This is a genomic window from Agrobacterium sp. LY4, from assembly GCF_001526585.1.
Lineage (GTDB): Bacteria > Pseudomonadota > Alphaproteobacteria > Rhizobiales > Rhizobiaceae > Agrobacterium > Agrobacterium leguminum.
Map to the genome: position 1 here is coordinate 124,623 of NZ_ASYA01000001.1, position 16,329 is coordinate 140,951.

Here is a 16,329-nt window from a genome sequence, read left to right on the forward strand (position 1 = left end):
GCCTGTTCCATGTTGGGAGGTTCAGTTGGCGACGTGGAAGTCGATGAGATTTTCTGCGGTGGCGCGGTTGAGCGCCATGGGAATATCGTAAACCGTAGCAAGCCGGGTCAGCGCCTTCACATCCACATCATGCGGCATCGCCGTCAGCGGGTCGGTGAAGAAGATCAGCATGTCCACCTCGCCGGTGGCGATCATCGCGCCGATCTGCTGGTCTCCGCCGAGAGGTCCGCTTTTGAGGCGAATGACTTCGAGCCCCGGACAGGCTTCCTGCACCCGCCCGCCCGTCGTGCCGGTGGCGACGATCCTGAAACCGGCAAGCGCTTTCTGGTGGTGACGGGCGAAATCCGCCATATCGTCCTTTTTCTCGTCATGAGCGATGAGCGCGATACAGCGTTGTTCTTCCATGGTCCCAGCCCGTTCCATCAAGAATTAAATCGATTTGAAGCCTTCTATAACAGCTTGCCGCCATTTGAAAAGGGAAGCTGTTGAATGCCCCATTTCTGTTTCAGTTCAATGTCGGGCGCTGGGTGGGAAGCGGAATATCCGAAGGCGGCTGCAGGGCGGGGGCTGCCTGAATGACCTGTTCCACGCTTTGCTGGCGCGTTGCCGGAGCAGGCGAATAGGCTTGGGCCGCAAGTCCCTCGGGGTTAGTGGAAGGGGCGGCAGCCACGGCGGCGCAGGCCGAGGGCAGATCGGAAACCATGACCGGGCGCGGTTTCACCGGCTTGGCATTGGGATCCTTTTTCGGCGGCGCCCATGGTTCCTTGCTGAACCACCACGCAAGCGACTTGTCGCACCCGTCGCCTTTGCCCACGGCCGCCTGCGGTTTGCAATTGGGCGCGCCGGGCGGGCATTCGAGACGGATGTGGAAATGCTCGTCATGGCCGTAGATCGGCCTGATCTTGCCCATGAAGGTGCGGTCGCCGGTCCATGTCTGGCAGAGTTTCTGCTTGATGGCCGGGTTCACGAAGACACGCTCCACCTGCGGGTAGCTTGCCGCCATCATCACCAGCCGGGCATTGAGCGGTGACCACTTGCGGTCATCGACCGTCAGGAACTTGCTCTTGTCCAGCATGGAGATGAAAGGCACGGTTTCGCGCTGCTCCGCGGTGAGCCGTGGGCTCGGCATCGGTCGCCACCAGATGTCGACATCGAGGCCGATCTGGTGCGACGCATGGCCGGTCAGCATCGGCCCGCCGCGCGGCTGGGAAATATCGCCCAGTAGCAGGCCCGGCCAGCCGATCTTCTGGGCATCCTGCGAAAATTGCTCGAGGAAGGAAATCATCTGCGGCTGGCCCCAGCGCCGGTTGCGGGAAAGGCGCATGGCCTGCCAGCCTGGACCGTCCGTCGGCATGGCGATGGCGCCGGACTGGCAGCCCTTGGCATAGGAGCCGATTGGCTGCGAGCCCGTGGCGGAAGGCAGCGCCATGTGGCCGAACACTTCTTTCGCGGGCCTGTCCTCGGCCGATGCGGTTTCCATCTGCAACTGCAGCGCGGAGACGACCGAAATCGCCAGCATGGCCGCTTTGAAAACTCTCGATGATCCCGCCGTCATATCGTCGTGCCCGTCCGATCAGATGATTCTCTTCCCCTTAAGATAAACTGGAACGGGATTTTGTTGAAACCGTGTTTCACCCCGCCTGTTGCAAAGCGGGAGGATAAAGGCGCGGATAAAGAGCTTGTGAGCCAGCGCATCTGTTTTTTGCCAATCTTTGTTTTATGCTCTCTCCAACAAACGCGAAAACAGGGACATTCCCCCGATGATATTGGCACCACTGAAATCCCGTCTCCTCATTGCTCTTGCGGCATCCGCCCTGCTGATACCGGCGGCGGCCTCCGCACAATCGGCCGATGTATGGCGGAAGGGGATTTCGACGGTCGGGGAACTGAGACATCCCGATGGCTTCGATCATTTCGACTATGTGAACACCAAGGCGCCGAAAGGCGGCACCCTTCGCCTGTCGACGGCGGGCACCTTCGATACCCTCAATCCGCTGCTTGCCAAGGGCGAGGCGGCAACGGGCCTTTCTCTTGTTTTCGATACGTTGATGAAATCGACGGAAGAGGAGCTGTCGGCCTCCTACGGTCTTCTTGCCGAGGGCGTGAGTTACCCGGACGATATTTCGAAAGCCACCTTCCGGCTGCGCGCGGAGGCGAAATGGGCGGATGGCAAACCGGTGACGCCGGAGGATGTCGTCTTCAGCTTCGAAAAGGCCAAGGATTTGAGCCCGCAGCTTGCGACCTATTACACCCACGTCACCAAGGCGGAGGTGAGCGGCGAAAGGGACATTACCTTCACTTTCGACGAAAAGAACAATCGCGAATTGCCGCAGATTGTCGGGCAATTGCTGATCGTTCCCAAGCACTGGTGGGAAGCCGCCGGCCCGGATGGCAAGCCGCGCGACATATCGCGTGGCACGCTGGAGCCGGTGATGGGTTCCGGCCCCTACAAGATTGCCTCGGTCTCTCCCGGCTCGACAATCGCTTATGAACGCCGCGACGACTACTGGGGCAAGGACGTCAACGTGAATGTCGGGCTGAACAATTTCAAAACCATCGCCTACACCTTCTTCGCCGATCAGGATGTCGAATTCCAGGCCTTCAAGTCCGGCACCGTCGATTTCCGCCAGGAAGCCTCCTCCAGCCGCTGGGTCACGGGTTATGATTTCCCGGCCGTCAAGGAAGGCCGCGTCAAGAAGGAAGAACTGCCGAATATCTATCGTTCCGTCGGCATCATGCAGGCCTTTGTGCCGAATATGCGCCGCGAAAAGTTCCAGAACCCGAACCTGCGCAAGGCGCTCAACTACGCTTTCGATTTCGAGGAGCTGAACCGAACGCTGGCTTACGGCCAGTTCCAGCGCATCAACAGCTTCTTCATGGGCAGTGAACTGGCCTCGTCCGGCCTGCCGACCGGGCGAGAGCTGGAGATTCTTCAGGAACTGAAGGATCATGTTCCGCCGGAGGTCTTCACGACAGAATATCGCAACCCCGTGGCAGGCGACCCCGCTAAGCAGCGCGACAATCTGCGCGAGGCGGTCAGGCTGATGAAGGAAGCCGGTTACGAGCTGCGCGGCAACCGCATGGTCAATGCGAAAACCGGACAGCCGCTCGATATGGAGTTTCTGATCGATTCCGCCGGCATGGAAAGAACCATCCTTCCCTATGTCCAGAACCTCAAGAAGATCGGCATCAACGCGACGATCCGGACCGTCGACGCCTCGCAATATACCAACCGCACCCGCAGCTTCGATTATGACGTGATCGTCAAGCTCTGGGCGACTTCGGCGAACCCCGGAAACGAACAGGCGGATTTCTGGGGCTCGACCGCCGCCGACCGGCAAGGGTCCAACAATATTGCCGGCATCAAGAACCCCGCCGTCGATGCGTTGGTCAGGAAGGTCATATTTGCGCCCGACCGGGATGAACAGGTGGCCGCCGCACGCGCGCTCGACCGGGTACTTCTGGCAAACAGTTACGTCATACCGCAATTCTACCGTGGTGAGATGTTCATCGCTTACTGGAATACGCTTATCCGTCCGGAAAACCTGCCCCAATATGGTGTCGGTTTTCCGGAAGCATGGTGGTCCAGCCAGGCCGCGAATTGACGCTGGCCTTGCTTTCGCGCCGAAGGCTTGATTCACATAGGGCGAGACGAATCGCTTAAAGCGCAGGCAGCGCTTTCAGGAAAGGACCGGGTTTGACAGAAACGAAGACCGCTGACGTATCGGCCGGGAGCAGAGGCTGATGGGCGCCTATATCCTCAGACGTCTGGCGCTGATGATCCCGACCATCATCGGCATTATGGGCATTTCGTTTCTCGTCATCCAGTTCGCGCCGGGCGGGCCGGTGGAACAGGTCGTCGCGCAATTGACGGGGCAGGGCGACAGCGCCTCCGACCGGCTCTCGGGCGGCGGCGATCTCATGGGTCAGTCCGGCGGTTTCGATGATAGCGGTTCGAAATATCGCGGCGCGCAGGGTCTCGATCCGGAACTGATCGCCAAGCTCGAAAAACAGTTCGGTTTCGACAAGCCGCCGCTCACCCGTTTTCTCGAGATGATGTGGAATTACATCCGCTTCGATTTCGGTGACAGCTTCTTCCGCAATTCCTCGGTGATCGATCTCATCATCGACAAGCTGCCGGTGTCCGCGTCGCTCGGCTTCTGGATCCTGATCATTTCCTACATCATCTCCATTCCGCTCGGCATCAAGAAGGCCGTGTCCGACGGCTCGACCTTCGACGTCTGGACCTCCGGCATCATCATCATCGGTTATGCCGTGCCGAGCTTCCTGTTCGGTATCCTGCTTATCGTCCTCTTTGCCGGCGGATCCTTCTTCGACTGGTTCCCGCTGCGCGGTCTGGTGTCGGATAATTTTGATCAGCTGAACTGGTGGCAGAAGATCATCGACTATTTCTGGCACCTGACCCTGCCGCTTATCGCACTGTCGCTTTCGGCCTTTGCGACAACGACGCTGCTGACCAAGAATTCCTTCATCGACGAGATCAAGAAGCAATATGTCATCACCGCCCGCGCCAAGGGGCTCACGGAGCGCAAGGTTCTTTATGGTCATGTCTTCCGCAACGCGATGCTGATCGTGATCGCCGGTTTTCCGGGCGCCTTCATCTCGGCCTTCTTCACCGGATCGCTGCTGATCGAGAATATCTTCTCGCTCGATGGCCTTGGCCGCCTCGGTTATCTCTCGGTCGTCAACCGCGACTATCCAATCGTGTTCGGCACGCTCTTCATCTTCTCCCTGATGGGCCTCGTGGTCGGCCTCATTTCCGACCTTATCTATACGTGGATCGATCCTCGCATCGATTTCGAGCGGAGGGACGTGTGATGACGCTTGCCCATACCGCCGCAGCCGAAACGATAGAAAAGCCGAAGCGCCCATGGTTTTCGCCGACTACCAAACGCCGCTGGCAGAATTTCAAGGCGAACCGGCGCGGTTACTGGTCCTTCTGGCTGTTCCTGCTCCTGTTTTTCCTGAGCCTGATCGCGGAATTCATCGCCAATGACAAACCCATTCTCGCTTCCTACAAGGGCGAGATTCTGGTGCCGGTTATGGTGGATTATCCGGAGGAAAAATTCGGCGGGTTCCTTGCCCAGACCGATTACAAATCCTCCTTCATTCAGGATGAGATCAACGCCAATGGCTGGATGATCTGGCCGCCGATCCGCTATTCCTATCAGACAGTCAATTCCAATATTCCGCACTCTGCGCCGACCGCGCCTTTCTGGTTGATGGATGAAAAAGACCGTTGCTCGGCCTACCCGCAGGGCGATGCCGATCCCGGCTGCACGCTTGGCAATCTCAACTGGCTCGGAACCGACAATCAGGCCCGCGATGTCACGGCGCGGATGATCTACGGTTTCCGCATTTCCGTACTTTTCGGCCTGACGCTGACCATCGCGTCGGCCCTTGTCGGCGTCACCGCCGGCGCGATCCAGGGTTATTTCGGCGGCTGGACCGACCTGCTGTTGCAGCGTTTCATCGAAATCTGGTCTTCCATGCCGGTGCTTTACATCCTGCTCATCATCGCGGCCATCCTGCCGCCGGGCTTCTTCGTGCTGCTCGGCATCATGCTGCTCTTTTCATGGGTCGGCTTCGTCGGCATCGTGCGCGCGGAATTCCTGCGGGCCAGAAACTTCGAATATGTCCGCGCCGCCCGCGCCCTTGGCGTCGGCAACTGGACGATCATGTTCCGCCACCTTCTGCCAAACGCCATGGTGGCGACACTGACCTTCCTGCCCTTCATCCTTTCCGGATCGATCACGACGCTCACCTCACTCGACTTCCTCGGCTTCGGCATGCCGCCGGGATCGCCGTCGCTGGGCGAGATGATCGCGCAGGGCAAGAATAACCTTCAGGCCCCCTGGCTTGGCCTCACTGCGTTTTTCACCATGTCCATCATGCTCTCACTGTTGATTTTCGTCGGTGAAGCGGTGCGCGACGCCTTCGATCCACGCAAGACGTTCCGGTGATCGCCATGACGGAAACAAAGACCCAACCGCTTCTCTCCGTCCGTGATCTCTCCGTCGCTTTCCACCAGGGCGGCGCGACCAGCATCGCCGTTGATCACGTCTCTTTCGATCTGATGCCGGGTGAGGTCGTCGCCCTCGTTGGCGAGTCCGGTTCCGGCAAGTCCGTGACGGCGAACTCCATTCTCAAATTGCTGCCCTATCCGGCGGCAAGCCATCCATCGGGAAAAATCCTGTTCGACGGCAAGGACATGCTGACTTTGCCGGAACGCTCCCTGCGTGCGGTCCGCGGCAACGACGTCACCATGATTTTTCAGGAGCCGATGACCTCGCTCAACCCGCTCCACACCATCGAGCGGCAGATCGGCGAGATTCTGGAGCTGCATCAGGCAATCACCGGGGCGCAGGCGCAGGCGCGCACGCTGGAACTGCTCTGCAGGTGGGTATCCGTGAACCGGAAAAGCGCCTGAAGGCTTATCCGCACGAATTGTCCGGCGGTCAGCGGCAGCGCGTGATGATTGCCATGGCGCTTGCCAACCGGCCGAAACTGCTGATCGCCGACGAGCCGACGACGGCGCTCGACGTGACGGTTCAGGCCCAGATCCTCGAACTTCTGAGCGACCTCAAGACGAAGCACGGCATGTCCATGCTGTTCATCACCCACGATCTCGGCATTGTCCGCAAATTTGCCGACCGCGTCTGCGTCATGACCAAGGGCAAGATCGTTGAGACCGGCACGGTGGAGCAGGTGTTTACCGATCCGCAGCACGCTTATACGCGCCATCTTCTGGCGGCAGAGCCGAAGGGCGAGCCGCCGCATTCCGACGCGACCAAACCGGTGGTCATGCAGGGTGATGATATCAAGGTCTGGTTCCCCATCAAGGCGGGACTGATGCGCCGGGTGGTCGACCATGTGAAGGCGGTGGACGGCATCGATATCACCCTTCGCGCCGGCCAGACTGTGGGCGTGGTGGGCGAATCCGGTTCCGGCAAGACCACGCTCGGTTTGGCGCTCTCGCGGTTGATTGCGTCTGAAGGGCGCATCAGCTTCATCGGCCAGTCGATCGACCACTATTCCTACGAGATGATGAAGCCGCTCAGAAACCGGCTGCAGGTGGTGTTTCAGGATCCTTATGGGTCGCTCAGCCCGCGCATGTCGGTCGGCGAGATCGTCGCCGAAGGCCTGAAGGTGCATGAGCGGTCTCTGTCTGCCGACGAGCGCGATACGCGTGTCGCCACCGCGCTGGAAGAGGTCGGTCTCGACCCGGCCACCCGCTGGCGGTATCCGCATGAATTTTCTGGCGGCCAGCGCCAGCGCATCGCCATTGCCCGCGCCATGGTGCTTAAACCCCGTTTCGTCATGCTGGATGAGCCGACCTCCGCGCTCGACATGAGTGTGCAGGCGCAGGTGGTCGATCTGCTGCGCGATCTGCAGGCGAAGCACGAACTCGCCTATCTCTTCATCAGCCACGATCTGAAGGTGGTGAAGGCGCTCGCTAACGACCTGATCGTCATGCGCCACGGCAAGGTGGTGGAGAGCGGCCCGGCGGCGGAAATCTTCGCCAACCCGCAGCAGGACTATACCAAGGCGTTGCTGGCGGCCGCCTTCAACATCGAGGCGATGAAAACGAAGGCGATAAGCCAGTAGGCCGCGTTGCGGTTTCTGTTAAGGTGATGATTTTTCTGTTGCTTCGCGGAAAATGCCGACCCATGTTGAGGGGCATGTGATGCGGAAACGGATTGATTGCCATGGCAGCGGATGTGATCGTTTTGGGGGCAGGGATCATCGGGGTCTCCATCGCCCTGCAGCTGGCCCGCAGGGGTAAGTCGGTGGTGCTGGTCGACCGGCGCGGGCCGGGCGAGGAGACCTCCTTCGGCAATGCCGGGCTGATCCAGAGAGAAGGCGTCGTGCCTTACGCCTTCCCGCAGGACCTCGCCCTGCTGCTGCGCTATTCCCTGAACAACAGCGTCGATGCCCGCTATCACCTCTTTGCCCTGCCGAAGATCGCGCCTTTTCTCGGCCGTTACTGGTACAATTCCGCAGCCACGCGCCACGCGGCAATTGCCCGTGCCTATGCGCCGCTGATCGAATATTCGGTTTCGGAGCACAATATCCTGATCGAGGAGGCGAAAGCCGGTGATCTGATCGTCAAGAACGGCTGGATGGAGGCCTACAGGACCGCCGCGAGGCGGGATGCCGATTTTGCTTTCGCCGAGCGTCTGGCGCGCGACCACGGTATTTCCCATACGAAACTCGACGCCGAGGAACTTGCCGCAGCCGAACCGCATCTGAGCCATGATTTCGTCGGCGGCCTGAAATGGAACGATCCCTGGTCGGTGCGCGATCCGCATGCGCTGACGCTCGCTTATGTCCGGCTGTTCGAGAGCCTCGGCGGAAGCTTCGTCAGGGGTGATGCTTCCACCCTCAGCCAGACGGTGAGCGGGTGGACGGTGCGCACCGAAACCGGCGCGGTCGAGGCCGAACATGCCGTCGTGGCGCTAGGCCCCTGGGCGGACACCGTTACGGAACGGCTGGGTTATCGTTTTCCGCTTGGTGTGAAACGCGGTTACCACATGCATTACGCGCCGCAGGAGGGCACGAAGCTCAATAACTGGCTGATCGACGCCGAGCGCGGTTATTTCCTCGCGCCGATGCGAAAGGGCATCCGCCTGACGACGGGCGCTGAATTTGCCGAACGCGATGCACCGAAATCTCCCGTGCAGATCGAGCGGGCAGAGCGGGTGGCGCGCACCGTCTTTCCTCTCGGCGGCCGGCTGGATGCGGAACCGTGGATGGGTGCGCGGCCCTGCACGCCGGATATGATGCCGATCATCGGTAAAGCGCCGCGGCATAAAACATTGTGGTTTGCTTTCGGGCACGCCCACCATGGCCTCACACTTGGGCCGATCACCGGCCGTGTGCTGGCCGAAACCATGCTTGGCGAAACGCCGGTTATCGCCATCGACGCCTATCGCCCGGAAAGGTTCAATCCCTGATAGCTAAATCCGCTGGCCTTCCGGGGACAGGCCACGTAACATGGTCGCATGCAAAGGGAAAAGGGGCAAAACGTCATCATGGTGGCGAGGTTTCTCATCTATCAGCAGCAGGACGACTTTCGTTAGCGCAATTCGCTGCGCATGAAACGAGATGGAAACGGCTTGCTGGTGCATGATGGATGATATTGAAAACGCAAAGAAATTTTTCGCCGATAACCCCGATATCGAAATTCTCGAAGCTTTCGTCATAGACGCGAACGGCGTGCCGCGCGGCAAATGGATTCCGCGCGAACGGGCAATCGACGTGCTCGAAAAGGGAATGGCCATTCCCCGGTCGGTTTATGCGCTGGATATCTGGGGCCGGGATGTGCATGCCGCAGGTCTTGCGGAAGGCACGGGCGATCCGGACGGGTTTTGTTTCCCCGTCCCAGGCACGCTGTCGCGGGTAACATGGCTTGGCCGCCCGACGGCACAGGTTCTGCTGGCCATGAAAAATCCGGATGGAACCGGCTTTTATGGCGATCCGCGCCATGTTCTGGCGCAGGTTCTGGGCGCTTATAAAAAGGCCGGCCTCACGCCGGTCGTGGCGACCGAACTCGAGTTTTACCTGATCGATCCCGTCCGCTCCGCGCTTGATCCCGTTCGTCCGCCGCACAGCCGCGAGGGTCGGTGGCATACGGGCCAGACACAGGTTCTGTCGATTTCCGAACTGCAGGATTTCGAGGACGTCTTCCATGATATTGCCACGGCCTGCCGCGCACAGGGCGTGCTTGCCGATACGACGCTGCGGGAAAACGGTCCCGGCCAATATGAGATCAACCTCAATCATGTGCCGGATGCATTGCAGGCGGCCGATTTCGCGGTCTTTCTGAAACGTATCGTAAAGGGCGTGGCGCGACGGCATGACCTCGACGCCACCTTCATGGCCAAGCCTTACGGGTTGCAGGCCGGCAATGGCATGCATGTGCATTTTTCCGTTCTCGACAGGGACGGCAGGAACATCTACGCCGGAGAGGATGGCCCATCGGATGCCTTGATGCATTCGGTCGGCGGCCTTTTGGAAAACATGGGTGAAAGCATGGCGATCTTCGCCCCCCATGCCAATTCTTATCGACGTCTGACCCCCAGCGAACACGCACCGACCTACGCCTCCTGGGGCATTGACAACCGCTCGGCGGCTGTGCGTGTCATCGTTGCCAGCAAGGCCGCGACCCGTATCGAACACCGGGTCGCCGGCGCCGATACCAATCCCTATCTCGTTGTCGCGATGATCCTGAGCGCCGCATTGGCAGGCATGAAGGAGAAGCGCCAACCGGGCGGCGCAATTGCCGGCGACAGCCATGCGATCAATCACGAGCCGCTGCCCACCAACTGGGACTATGCGTTGCAGCGCTTCACGCGGTCGAGCTTTGCCTATGCGACGCTCGGCCAGAGGTACCGCACGCTGTTTTCCGCCTGCAAGCAGCAGGAGCTTTCCGAATTTTCCCTGCGTGTAACCGACGTCGAATATGACGCCTATATCAGGACGGTGTGAAATGGCTGAGGTAACGAACATTCCCAATCCCGGCCACACATCGTCATGGTATGCGGCCTCCGCGAATGTCAAAACCGTGCGGCCGACGCTCGAAGGCGCGCTGGACGCCGATGTCTGCATCATCGGCGGTGGCTTTACCGGCATTTCCGCCGCGCTGGAACTCAGTGAGCGCGGCTATTCCGTCATCGTTCTGGAAGGCGTCCGCGTCGGCTTCGGCGCTTCGGGTCGCAATGGCGGCCAGATCGTCAACGGCTATAGCCGCGATCTCGAGACCATCGCTGGCCGCTATGGGCATGACAAGGCGGTGAAACTCGGCGAAATGTCGCTTGAAGGCGGCGCGATCATCCGCAACCGCATCGCCAAATACGCCATCGATTGTGATCTGGTCGATGGCGGTTTCTTTGCCGCCTTTACGCCGAAACAGATCCGCGAGATGGAGGCCCATAAGGCCCATTGGGAGAAACATGGCCATGGCGGGCTTGAAATGGTCTCGAAGGCGGATGTCGGCCAGTATGTGAAGACCGATCGATATGCCGGCGGCATGATCGACCGCTTCGGCGGGCATATCCACCCGCTCAATCTGGTGCAGGGCGAAGCGGCGGCGGCGGAAAGCCTCGGTGCTCGCATATTCGAAAATTCGCGGGTCATTGCGGTGGAGCAGAGCGCAAACCCCATCGTGCGCACGGCAACAGGCAGCGTCAAGACGAAATATGTCCTCGTCTGCGGCAACGCTTATCTCGGCAAACTCTTGCCGGAAATCGGCGACCGGATGATGCCGGTCTCAAGCCAGGTTATGGCGACGGAGCCGCTCGATGCCGACCTGATCGAGGCTCTTCTGCCTGCCAATTATTGCGTTGAGGATGCCAATTACATTCTCGATTATTATCGCCGGACATCGGACAATCGCCTGCTCTATGGCGGCGGCATCGGTTATGGCGGCAGCGATCCGGCCGACCTCACGGGCGTGATCCGCCCGAACATGCTCAAAACCTTCCCGCAACTGGAAAAAACGAAAATCGACTTTGCCTGGAGCGGAAATTTCGCGCTGACCCTGACGCGCATTCCGCATATGGGCAGGCTGTCGGACAATATCTATTTCTCGCATGGCGACAGCGGCCATGGTGTTACGACAACCCATCTGCTCGGCAAGATACTGGGCGAGGCCGTTGCCGGCCACGCCGAACGTTTCGATATCTGGAGTTCGCTGCCGAACTATCCGTTCCCCGGCGGCAAGACCTTCCGGGTGCCGCTGACCGTGCTTGGCGCATGGTGGTACGGCATGCGCGACAGGCTTGGATTTTAGAACGTCACCGTCTTCAAACCGGAAAGTGCGTTCTTCGCAATATCCTCCGGTGTGGCATCGATGCTGACGGTCACGACGCCCGGTTCGCCGGTCGGCACTTCCAGCGTGGCAAGCTGGGTCTGCAGCAGCGAAAGCGGCATGAAATGGCCCTTGCGTTCGCCCATGCGCCGGCTGAGAAGCTCCAGGCTGCCATCCAGATAGACGAAAGCCAGCGGGCCGCCAGTGGCCTTGCGAAGCCGGTCGCGATAGATTTTCTTGAGCGCCGAGCAGGAAACGACGACACCGTTGCTTTCGCTGCCCTTGCGCAGTTCCGCGCCGATAAGATCGAGCCAGGGCCAGCGGTCTTCGTCCGTCAGCGGAATACCCTCGGACATTTTATCGACGTTGGATTTCGGGTGAAGCTTGTCGCCCTCTATGAAAGCAACGCCCAGTTTCTCCGCCACTGCTTCCGCGACCGTGGACTTGCCGGAGCCGCTCACTCCCATCACGACAATTGCCTGTGTCACCCGAACCTCGAATGTTTCTGTTTCGACGGTCAGCCCCTACCATGTGCGGCAGGCATCGGGAATATAAAAATGCGGGGCTTGCCTGTGTCAGTGCCCGGTTTTGCGCGCCGCACTCTTCTCCAGGGCGAAAAAGGCAGCATGAATCAGGATCGCCAGCGCCGCAACGATCAGCCCGCCCTGAAGAATGAAGGCCAGATTATTGGATTGCAGGCCGGCAATGATCACTTCGCCGAGGGTGCGCGCCGCGACGGTCGAGCCGATGGTCGCGGTCGAAAGGCTGATGACCGCCGAAAGCCGGATGCCGGCGAGAATGGCTGGAAGGGCAAGCGGCAACTCCACTTTGACAAGGCGTTGCCAGCCGGTCATGCCGCTGCCTCTCGCGGCATCCATCACCGTGGCGGGCAGGGTTGTAAGACCCGTCAGCGTATTTTCGAATACCGGCAAAAGCGCATAGAGAAACAGGGCAATGAGCGTTGGTTTTTCGCCAAAACCGATCATCGGTACGGCCAGCGCCAGCACCGCTACCGGCGGAAAGGTCTGGCCGATATTGACGATGCTGCGCGACAGCGGCAGGAAATCCGCCCCGAACGGCCGGGTGGCGAGAACCGCGAGCGCTCCCGCCGTGAGCGTGGCCAGCCCCGTGGCAATCGCCACAATGGTCAGATGCGACAGCGTGAGGGAAAACAGATTGGCCTGCGTGTAGATTGCCGGCGCATTGGCCTGCACGAGAGGGCGAAACACCGGTGCGAAGACCTGTGGCACGGCAAGGAAGATGGCCAGCGCCAGCGTCAGGAAACCGAGGGCAAACAAGGATAAGGCGTTTTTCATGGGGCTCCGGCGGCACGCTGGAGGAGAACGTCACGCCGCACCCGGCCGGCGGGTTGCCCATTGTCCCTGACGACCGGCAAGGCATCGCAGCCCGCCCATAACATAGCCGACAGAGCGTCGCGCTGGCTTGTATGTTCGCTGAGCGGTTCGCCCTCTGCGTTTCCCGGCTCCACGACATCGGCAACGGAGAGAACGGACAGCAGTTTCAGCGCCCGTTCGTTGTCGCCGATCATGGTGCGCACGAAATCTGTTGCCGGTTTCAGCACCAGTTCGGCCGGCGGGCAGTCCTGCACGATGCGGCCCTTGTCCATCACGGCGATACGATCCGCCAGATGAAAGGCCTCGTCCATATCGTGCGTGACGAGAACGACGGTCACGCCGAGCTTTTTCTGGATATCGAGAAGATCGTTCTGGGCCTTGGCGCGGATCACCGGGTCCAGCGCGCCGAAGGGTTCGTCCATCAGGAGAATGTTCGGCTCGGCGGCCAGCGCACGCGCCACGCCGACACGCTGCTGCTGACCGCCTGAGAGTTCATGCGGGAAACGGTCGGCATAAAGCGCGGGATCGAGCTGGAAGAGATGCATCAGCGCGTCGATCTTCGCCTCGATCCGCTTGCGATCCCAGCCGATCAGCTGCGGAACGGTCGCGATATTTTCGGCCACCGTCCGGTGCGGAAACAGGCCATGGCCCTGAATGGCGTAGCCGATCTGGCGGCGCAGCTTGAAACCGGGCATCGCACTGACATCCTCACCATCGATACGGATCGTGCCGGAGGTCGGCTCCACCAGCCGGTTTATCATGCGCAGCAGAGTGGTTTTTCCCGAGCCGGAGGTACCGACGATGACGGTGACGGTGCGCGGCGCGACAGTCAGCGATACCTGATCCACGACGGCTGCATCGCCATATCGTTTCGTGATGGTGTCGATTTCGATCATGCCTTTTGCCTTCCGCCTGCGCTGAAGAGATTGCTGTCGATGATGGCGTCGAGTGTTATCGCGGCCGCAAAGCCGAGAAGAACCGTCGGCACGGTGCCGAGCAGCACGAGGTCCATCGCTGTCTGCCCGATGCCCTGAAATACGAAAACGCCAAAGCCGCCGCCGCCGATCAGGGCGGCAATCGTCGCCAGGCCGATATTCTGCACCAGCACGATGCGAATGCCGGTGAGGATGACCGGCATGGCCAGCGGAAATTCCACCCGCAGCAGCCGTTGCACCGGCGTCATGCCAAGCCCGCGCGCCGCTTCCCGGACCGCCTGCGAAACACCGGAAAGACCGACCACCGTGTTGGAAACCACCGGCAGCAGCGAATAAAGAAACAGTGCCACGAAAGCGGGCGCCATGCCGATGCCGGCAATGCCGATTTTCGCGGCACCCGGCACAGTGGCCGCGATCCACCCGAGCGGTGCGATCAAAAGGCCGAAAAGGGCGATGGAGGGAATGGTCTGGACGATGTTGAGGCTGTTCAGTACGCCTGCGCGCAACCGCTCGACCTTGTAACAGAGTATCCCCAGGGGGATGCCCACCACGGTCGCTGCGATCAGCGAGCCGATGGCAAGTTCCACATGCCGCAAAGCCTCGGTCCAGAATGTATCGGCCCGGCCGGTATATTCCTTGATGATGGAGAGGTCGTTCCAGAGGCCGCTTGTCAGCACGGCCGCGAGCGCGGCGATGGCCACCAGCAGCAGCAAAATCCGGGCAGCGGGCTTCGGCTCAAGACGCGCAATACAATCCGTAGCGAGCAGAGCCAGCCCGGCAAATATCAGCCAGAAGCCGCTGGCAGGTGAAACGCGGGCAAAACCGTTGCCCTCCGGCATGAGGAAAGATGCCGCCTGCCCGACGAAAACCGCCAGTGCCGCAAGACCGGTGAGCGCGAATGCGAGTTTCAATCGCGTGGGAAAGCGGAAAAAGGCGATGATGGCCGAAAGAAGAACGATGGTGACGAGAACAGTTGCAGCCGAACCCGGAAGAGCTTCAAAGACCGTTCGTGTCTCGCCCTGAACGATCCGGTTGGCACGGAATGTCATGAAAGGTGAGGCAAAAAGCGCATAAAGAAGCAGGCACGAAATCACAACGCCCACTTTGTCAGGCCATTTCGTCAAATCCTGCTCCCCTGTCTTTTGGCCCGTGTACCATGATTTGGGACGGGACCACGGGAACGCACCGGTTCCCGCAACCCGCTCCGGTGCCGCGAGCGGTTACTTGACGAAGCCGTTCTTTGTCAGAAAGTCGAGCGCCACGGTCTTGGCCTGTTCGCCGCCAACCTGCACGCGGGCGTTCAAATCCTGCAGCGTTGCCAGATCGAGTTTTTCGAACACGGGTTTCAGCAGCTCTTCGATATTCGGGTGCTTTTTCAGAACCTCTTCGCGAATGATCGGCGCTGGCTGATAGACTGGCTGCACATGTTTGTCGTCCTCCAGCACCACGAGACCTGAAGGCGCGATGCCGCCATCCGTGCCATAGACCATGGCGGCATTGGCGTTGTTCGTCTGGTTGGCGGCGGCGGCAATCGTGGCCGCGGTGTCGCCGCCGGAAAGCGTGATCAGCTGCTCAGGCTTCATGGTGAAGCCATAGGTGGTCTGAAATGCAGGGAGCGCGGCGGCGGAGTTGACGAATTCGGAAGAAGCGGCAAGGACGACCTCGCCACCATCGGCAACATATTTGCCGAAATCGGAAAGCGTCTTCAGATTGTTCTTGTCGGCAACATCCTTGCGCAGCGCAATTGCCCAGGTGTTGTTTGCCGGCGATGGTGTCAGCCAGACGATCTTGTTAGCGTCGAAGTCGAGTGTTTTCGCCTCTTCATAGCCCTTGGCTGCATCTTTCCAGAGCGGATCGTCCGCCTTGGAGAAAAAGAACGCGGCGTTGCCGGTATATTCCGGATAGATGTCGATCTCACCGGCCGTTATCGCTTTTCGCACAACCGGCGTGGCGCCAAGCTGGATGCGATCCGTCGTTTCGATCTTGTTCTGGTTAAGGACGGCAAGGATGATGTTGCCGAGAACACCGCCTTCCGTGTCGATTTTCGACGACACGACCACCTGCGCCTGAGCGATGGAAACAGAAAGGGCAAGCGCAAGTCCGGCGCCCGTCAACGTCATCAAGCGGTTCATGAATGTTCCTCCGGTGGGTCAGCCTGCCGAACAGGCGAAAGATCGCCGCCGCAATTGCGGCGGAATATAAACGG

General features: G+C 60.1%; 13 protein-coding genes and 1 pseudogene. 7 read left to right on the forward strand and 7 right to left on the reverse strand.

The annotated features are described in order from the left end of the window. Window positions 1-21 precede the first annotated feature (21 nt). Complete coding sequence (locus L904_RS00600) at window positions 22-405, reverse strand: methylglyoxal synthase (protein ID WP_020812947.1); 384 nt, start codon at window positions 403-405, stop codon at window positions 22-24. A gap of 100 nt (window positions 406-505) precedes the next feature. Beyond that, the gene (gene mepA / locus L904_RS00605; protein WP_020812946.1) at window positions 506-1,555 is read right to left on the reverse strand and encodes a penicillin-insensitive murein endopeptidase; all 1,050 of its coding nucleotides are present in this window, start codon (window positions 1,553-1,555) and stop codon (window positions 506-508) included. 205 nt (window positions 1,556-1,760) lie between these two features. Here mepA and L904_RS00610 point away from each other — a divergent pair, with 205 nt between their 5' ends. From L904_RS00610 to L904_RS00640, 7 genes and pseudogenes are all read left to right on the forward strand, one after another. Further along, window positions 1,761-3,605: an extracellular solute-binding protein gene (locus tag L904_RS00610; RefSeq protein WP_020812945.1), complete on the forward strand. Its 1,845-nt coding sequence runs from the start codon at window positions 1,761-1,763 to the stop codon at window positions 3,603-3,605. A gap of 139 nt (window positions 3,606-3,744) precedes the next feature. Continuing rightward, entirely contained in the window at window positions 3,745-4,839 is a 1,095-nt protein-coding gene (locus L904_RS00615) for a microcin C ABC transporter permease YejB (RefSeq protein ID WP_020812944.1), read from the forward strand. Next, window positions 4,839-5,984: an ABC transporter permease gene (locus tag L904_RS00620; protein WP_020812943.1), complete on the forward strand. Its 1,146-nt coding sequence runs from the start codon at window positions 4,839-4,841 to the stop codon at window positions 5,982-5,984. Before L904_RS00615 ends, L904_RS00620 begins: the two co-directional genes overlap by 1 nt. Window positions 5,985-5,989: 5 nt before the next feature. Then, window positions 5,990-7,629, forward strand: a pseudogene (locus L904_RS00625) (ABC transporter ATP-binding protein). 101 nt (window positions 7,630-7,730) lie between these two features. Next, window positions 7,731-8,978 carry an FAD-binding oxidoreductase gene (locus L904_RS00630; RefSeq protein WP_031234468.1) on the forward strand — a complete coding sequence of 416 codons (1,248 nt, stop codon included), beginning with the start codon at window positions 7,731-7,733 and terminating at the stop codon, window positions 8,976-8,978. A 172-nt stretch (window positions 8,979-9,150) separates the two neighbouring features. After that, the gene (locus tag L904_RS00635) at window positions 9,151-10,512 is read left to right on the forward strand and encodes a glutamine synthetase family protein (RefSeq protein ID WP_020812940.1); all 1,362 of its coding nucleotides are present in this window, start codon (window positions 9,151-9,153) and stop codon (window positions 10,510-10,512) included. A 1-nt stretch (window position 10,513) separates the two neighbouring features. Continuing rightward, a complete protein-coding gene (locus tag L904_RS00640; RefSeq protein ID WP_020812939.1) occupies window positions 10,514-11,815 on the forward strand; it encodes an FAD-binding oxidoreductase in 1,302 nt (433 codons plus the stop codon). Here the strand turns inward: L904_RS00640 and L904_RS00645 are convergent. The 5 genes from L904_RS00645 to L904_RS00665 form a co-directional block, all read right to left on the reverse strand. After that, window positions 11,812-12,300, reverse strand: a complete 489-nt coding sequence (locus tag L904_RS00645; RefSeq protein ID WP_031234467.1) for a gluconokinase — start codon at window positions 12,298-12,300, stop codon at window positions 11,812-11,814. The genes L904_RS00640 and L904_RS00645 overlap by 4 nt on opposite strands. 108 nt (window positions 12,301-12,408) lie before the next feature. Further along, window positions 12,409-13,149, reverse strand: a complete 741-nt coding sequence (locus L904_RS00650; protein WP_020812937.1) for an ABC transporter permease — start codon at window positions 13,147-13,149, stop codon at window positions 12,409-12,411. After that, complete coding sequence (locus L904_RS00655) at window positions 13,146-14,084, reverse strand: ABC transporter ATP-binding protein (RefSeq protein WP_020812936.1); 939 nt, start codon at window positions 14,082-14,084, stop codon at window positions 13,146-13,148. Before L904_RS00655 ends, L904_RS00650 begins: the two co-directional genes overlap by 4 nt. After that, entirely contained in the window at window positions 14,081-15,247 is a 1,167-nt protein-coding gene (locus tag L904_RS00660) for an ABC transporter permease (RefSeq protein WP_020812935.1), read from the reverse strand. Before L904_RS00660 ends, L904_RS00655 begins: the two co-directional genes overlap by 4 nt. Window positions 15,248-15,343: 96 nt before the next feature. After that, window positions 15,344-16,255 carry an ABC transporter substrate-binding protein gene (locus tag L904_RS00665; RefSeq protein WP_020812934.1) on the reverse strand — a complete coding sequence of 304 codons (912 nt, stop codon included), beginning with the start codon at window positions 16,253-16,255 and terminating at the stop codon, window positions 15,344-15,346. Between the last annotated feature and the right edge of the window lie 74 nt (window positions 16,256-16,329).

What these genes read in the sequence shown, in the direction of transcription:
- L904_RS00655 (WP_020812936.1), bottom strand. Translation starts at nt 14,084, where the DNA reads ATGATCGAAATCGACACCATCACGAAACGATATGGCGATGCAGCCGTC.
- L904_RS00630 (WP_031234468.1), top strand. Translation starts at nt 7,731, where the DNA reads ATGGCAGCGGATGTGATCGTTTTGGGGGCAGGGATCATCGGGGTCTCC.
- L904_RS00610 (WP_020812945.1), top strand. Translation starts at nt 1,761, where the DNA reads ATGATATTGGCACCACTGAAATCCCGTCTCCTCATTGCTCTTGCGGCA.
- L904_RS00650 (WP_020812937.1), bottom strand. Translation starts at nt 13,149, where the DNA reads ATGAAAAACGCCTTATCCTTGTTTGCCCTCGGTTTCCTGACGCTGGCG.
- L904_RS00615 (WP_020812944.1), top strand. Translation starts at nt 3,745, where the DNA reads ATGGGCGCCTATATCCTCAGACGTCTGGCGCTGATGATCCCGACCATC.
- L904_RS00620 (WP_020812943.1), top strand. Translation starts at nt 4,839, where the DNA reads ATGACGCTTGCCCATACCGCCGCAGCCGAAACGATAGAAAAGCCGAAG.
- L904_RS00645 (WP_031234467.1), bottom strand. Translation starts at nt 12,300, where the DNA reads ATGGGAGTGAGCGGCTCCGGCAAGTCCACGGTCGCGGAAGCAGTGGCG.
- L904_RS00665 (WP_020812934.1), bottom strand. Translation starts at nt 16,255, where the DNA reads ATGAACCGCTTGATGACGTTGACGGGCGCCGGACTTGCGCTTGCCCTT.
- L904_RS00640 (WP_020812939.1), top strand. Translation starts at nt 10,514, where the DNA reads ATGGCTGAGGTAACGAACATTCCCAATCCCGGCCACACATCGTCATGG.
- L904_RS00600 (WP_020812947.1), bottom strand. Translation starts at nt 405, where the DNA reads ATGGAAGAACAACGCTGTATCGCGCTCATCGCTCATGACGAGAAAAAG.
- L904_RS00635 (WP_020812940.1), top strand. Translation starts at nt 9,151, where the DNA reads ATGATGGATGATATTGAAAACGCAAAGAAATTTTTCGCCGATAACCCC.
- mepA (WP_020812946.1), bottom strand. Translation starts at nt 1,555, where the DNA reads ATGACGGCGGGATCATCGAGAGTTTTCAAAGCGGCCATGCTGGCGATT.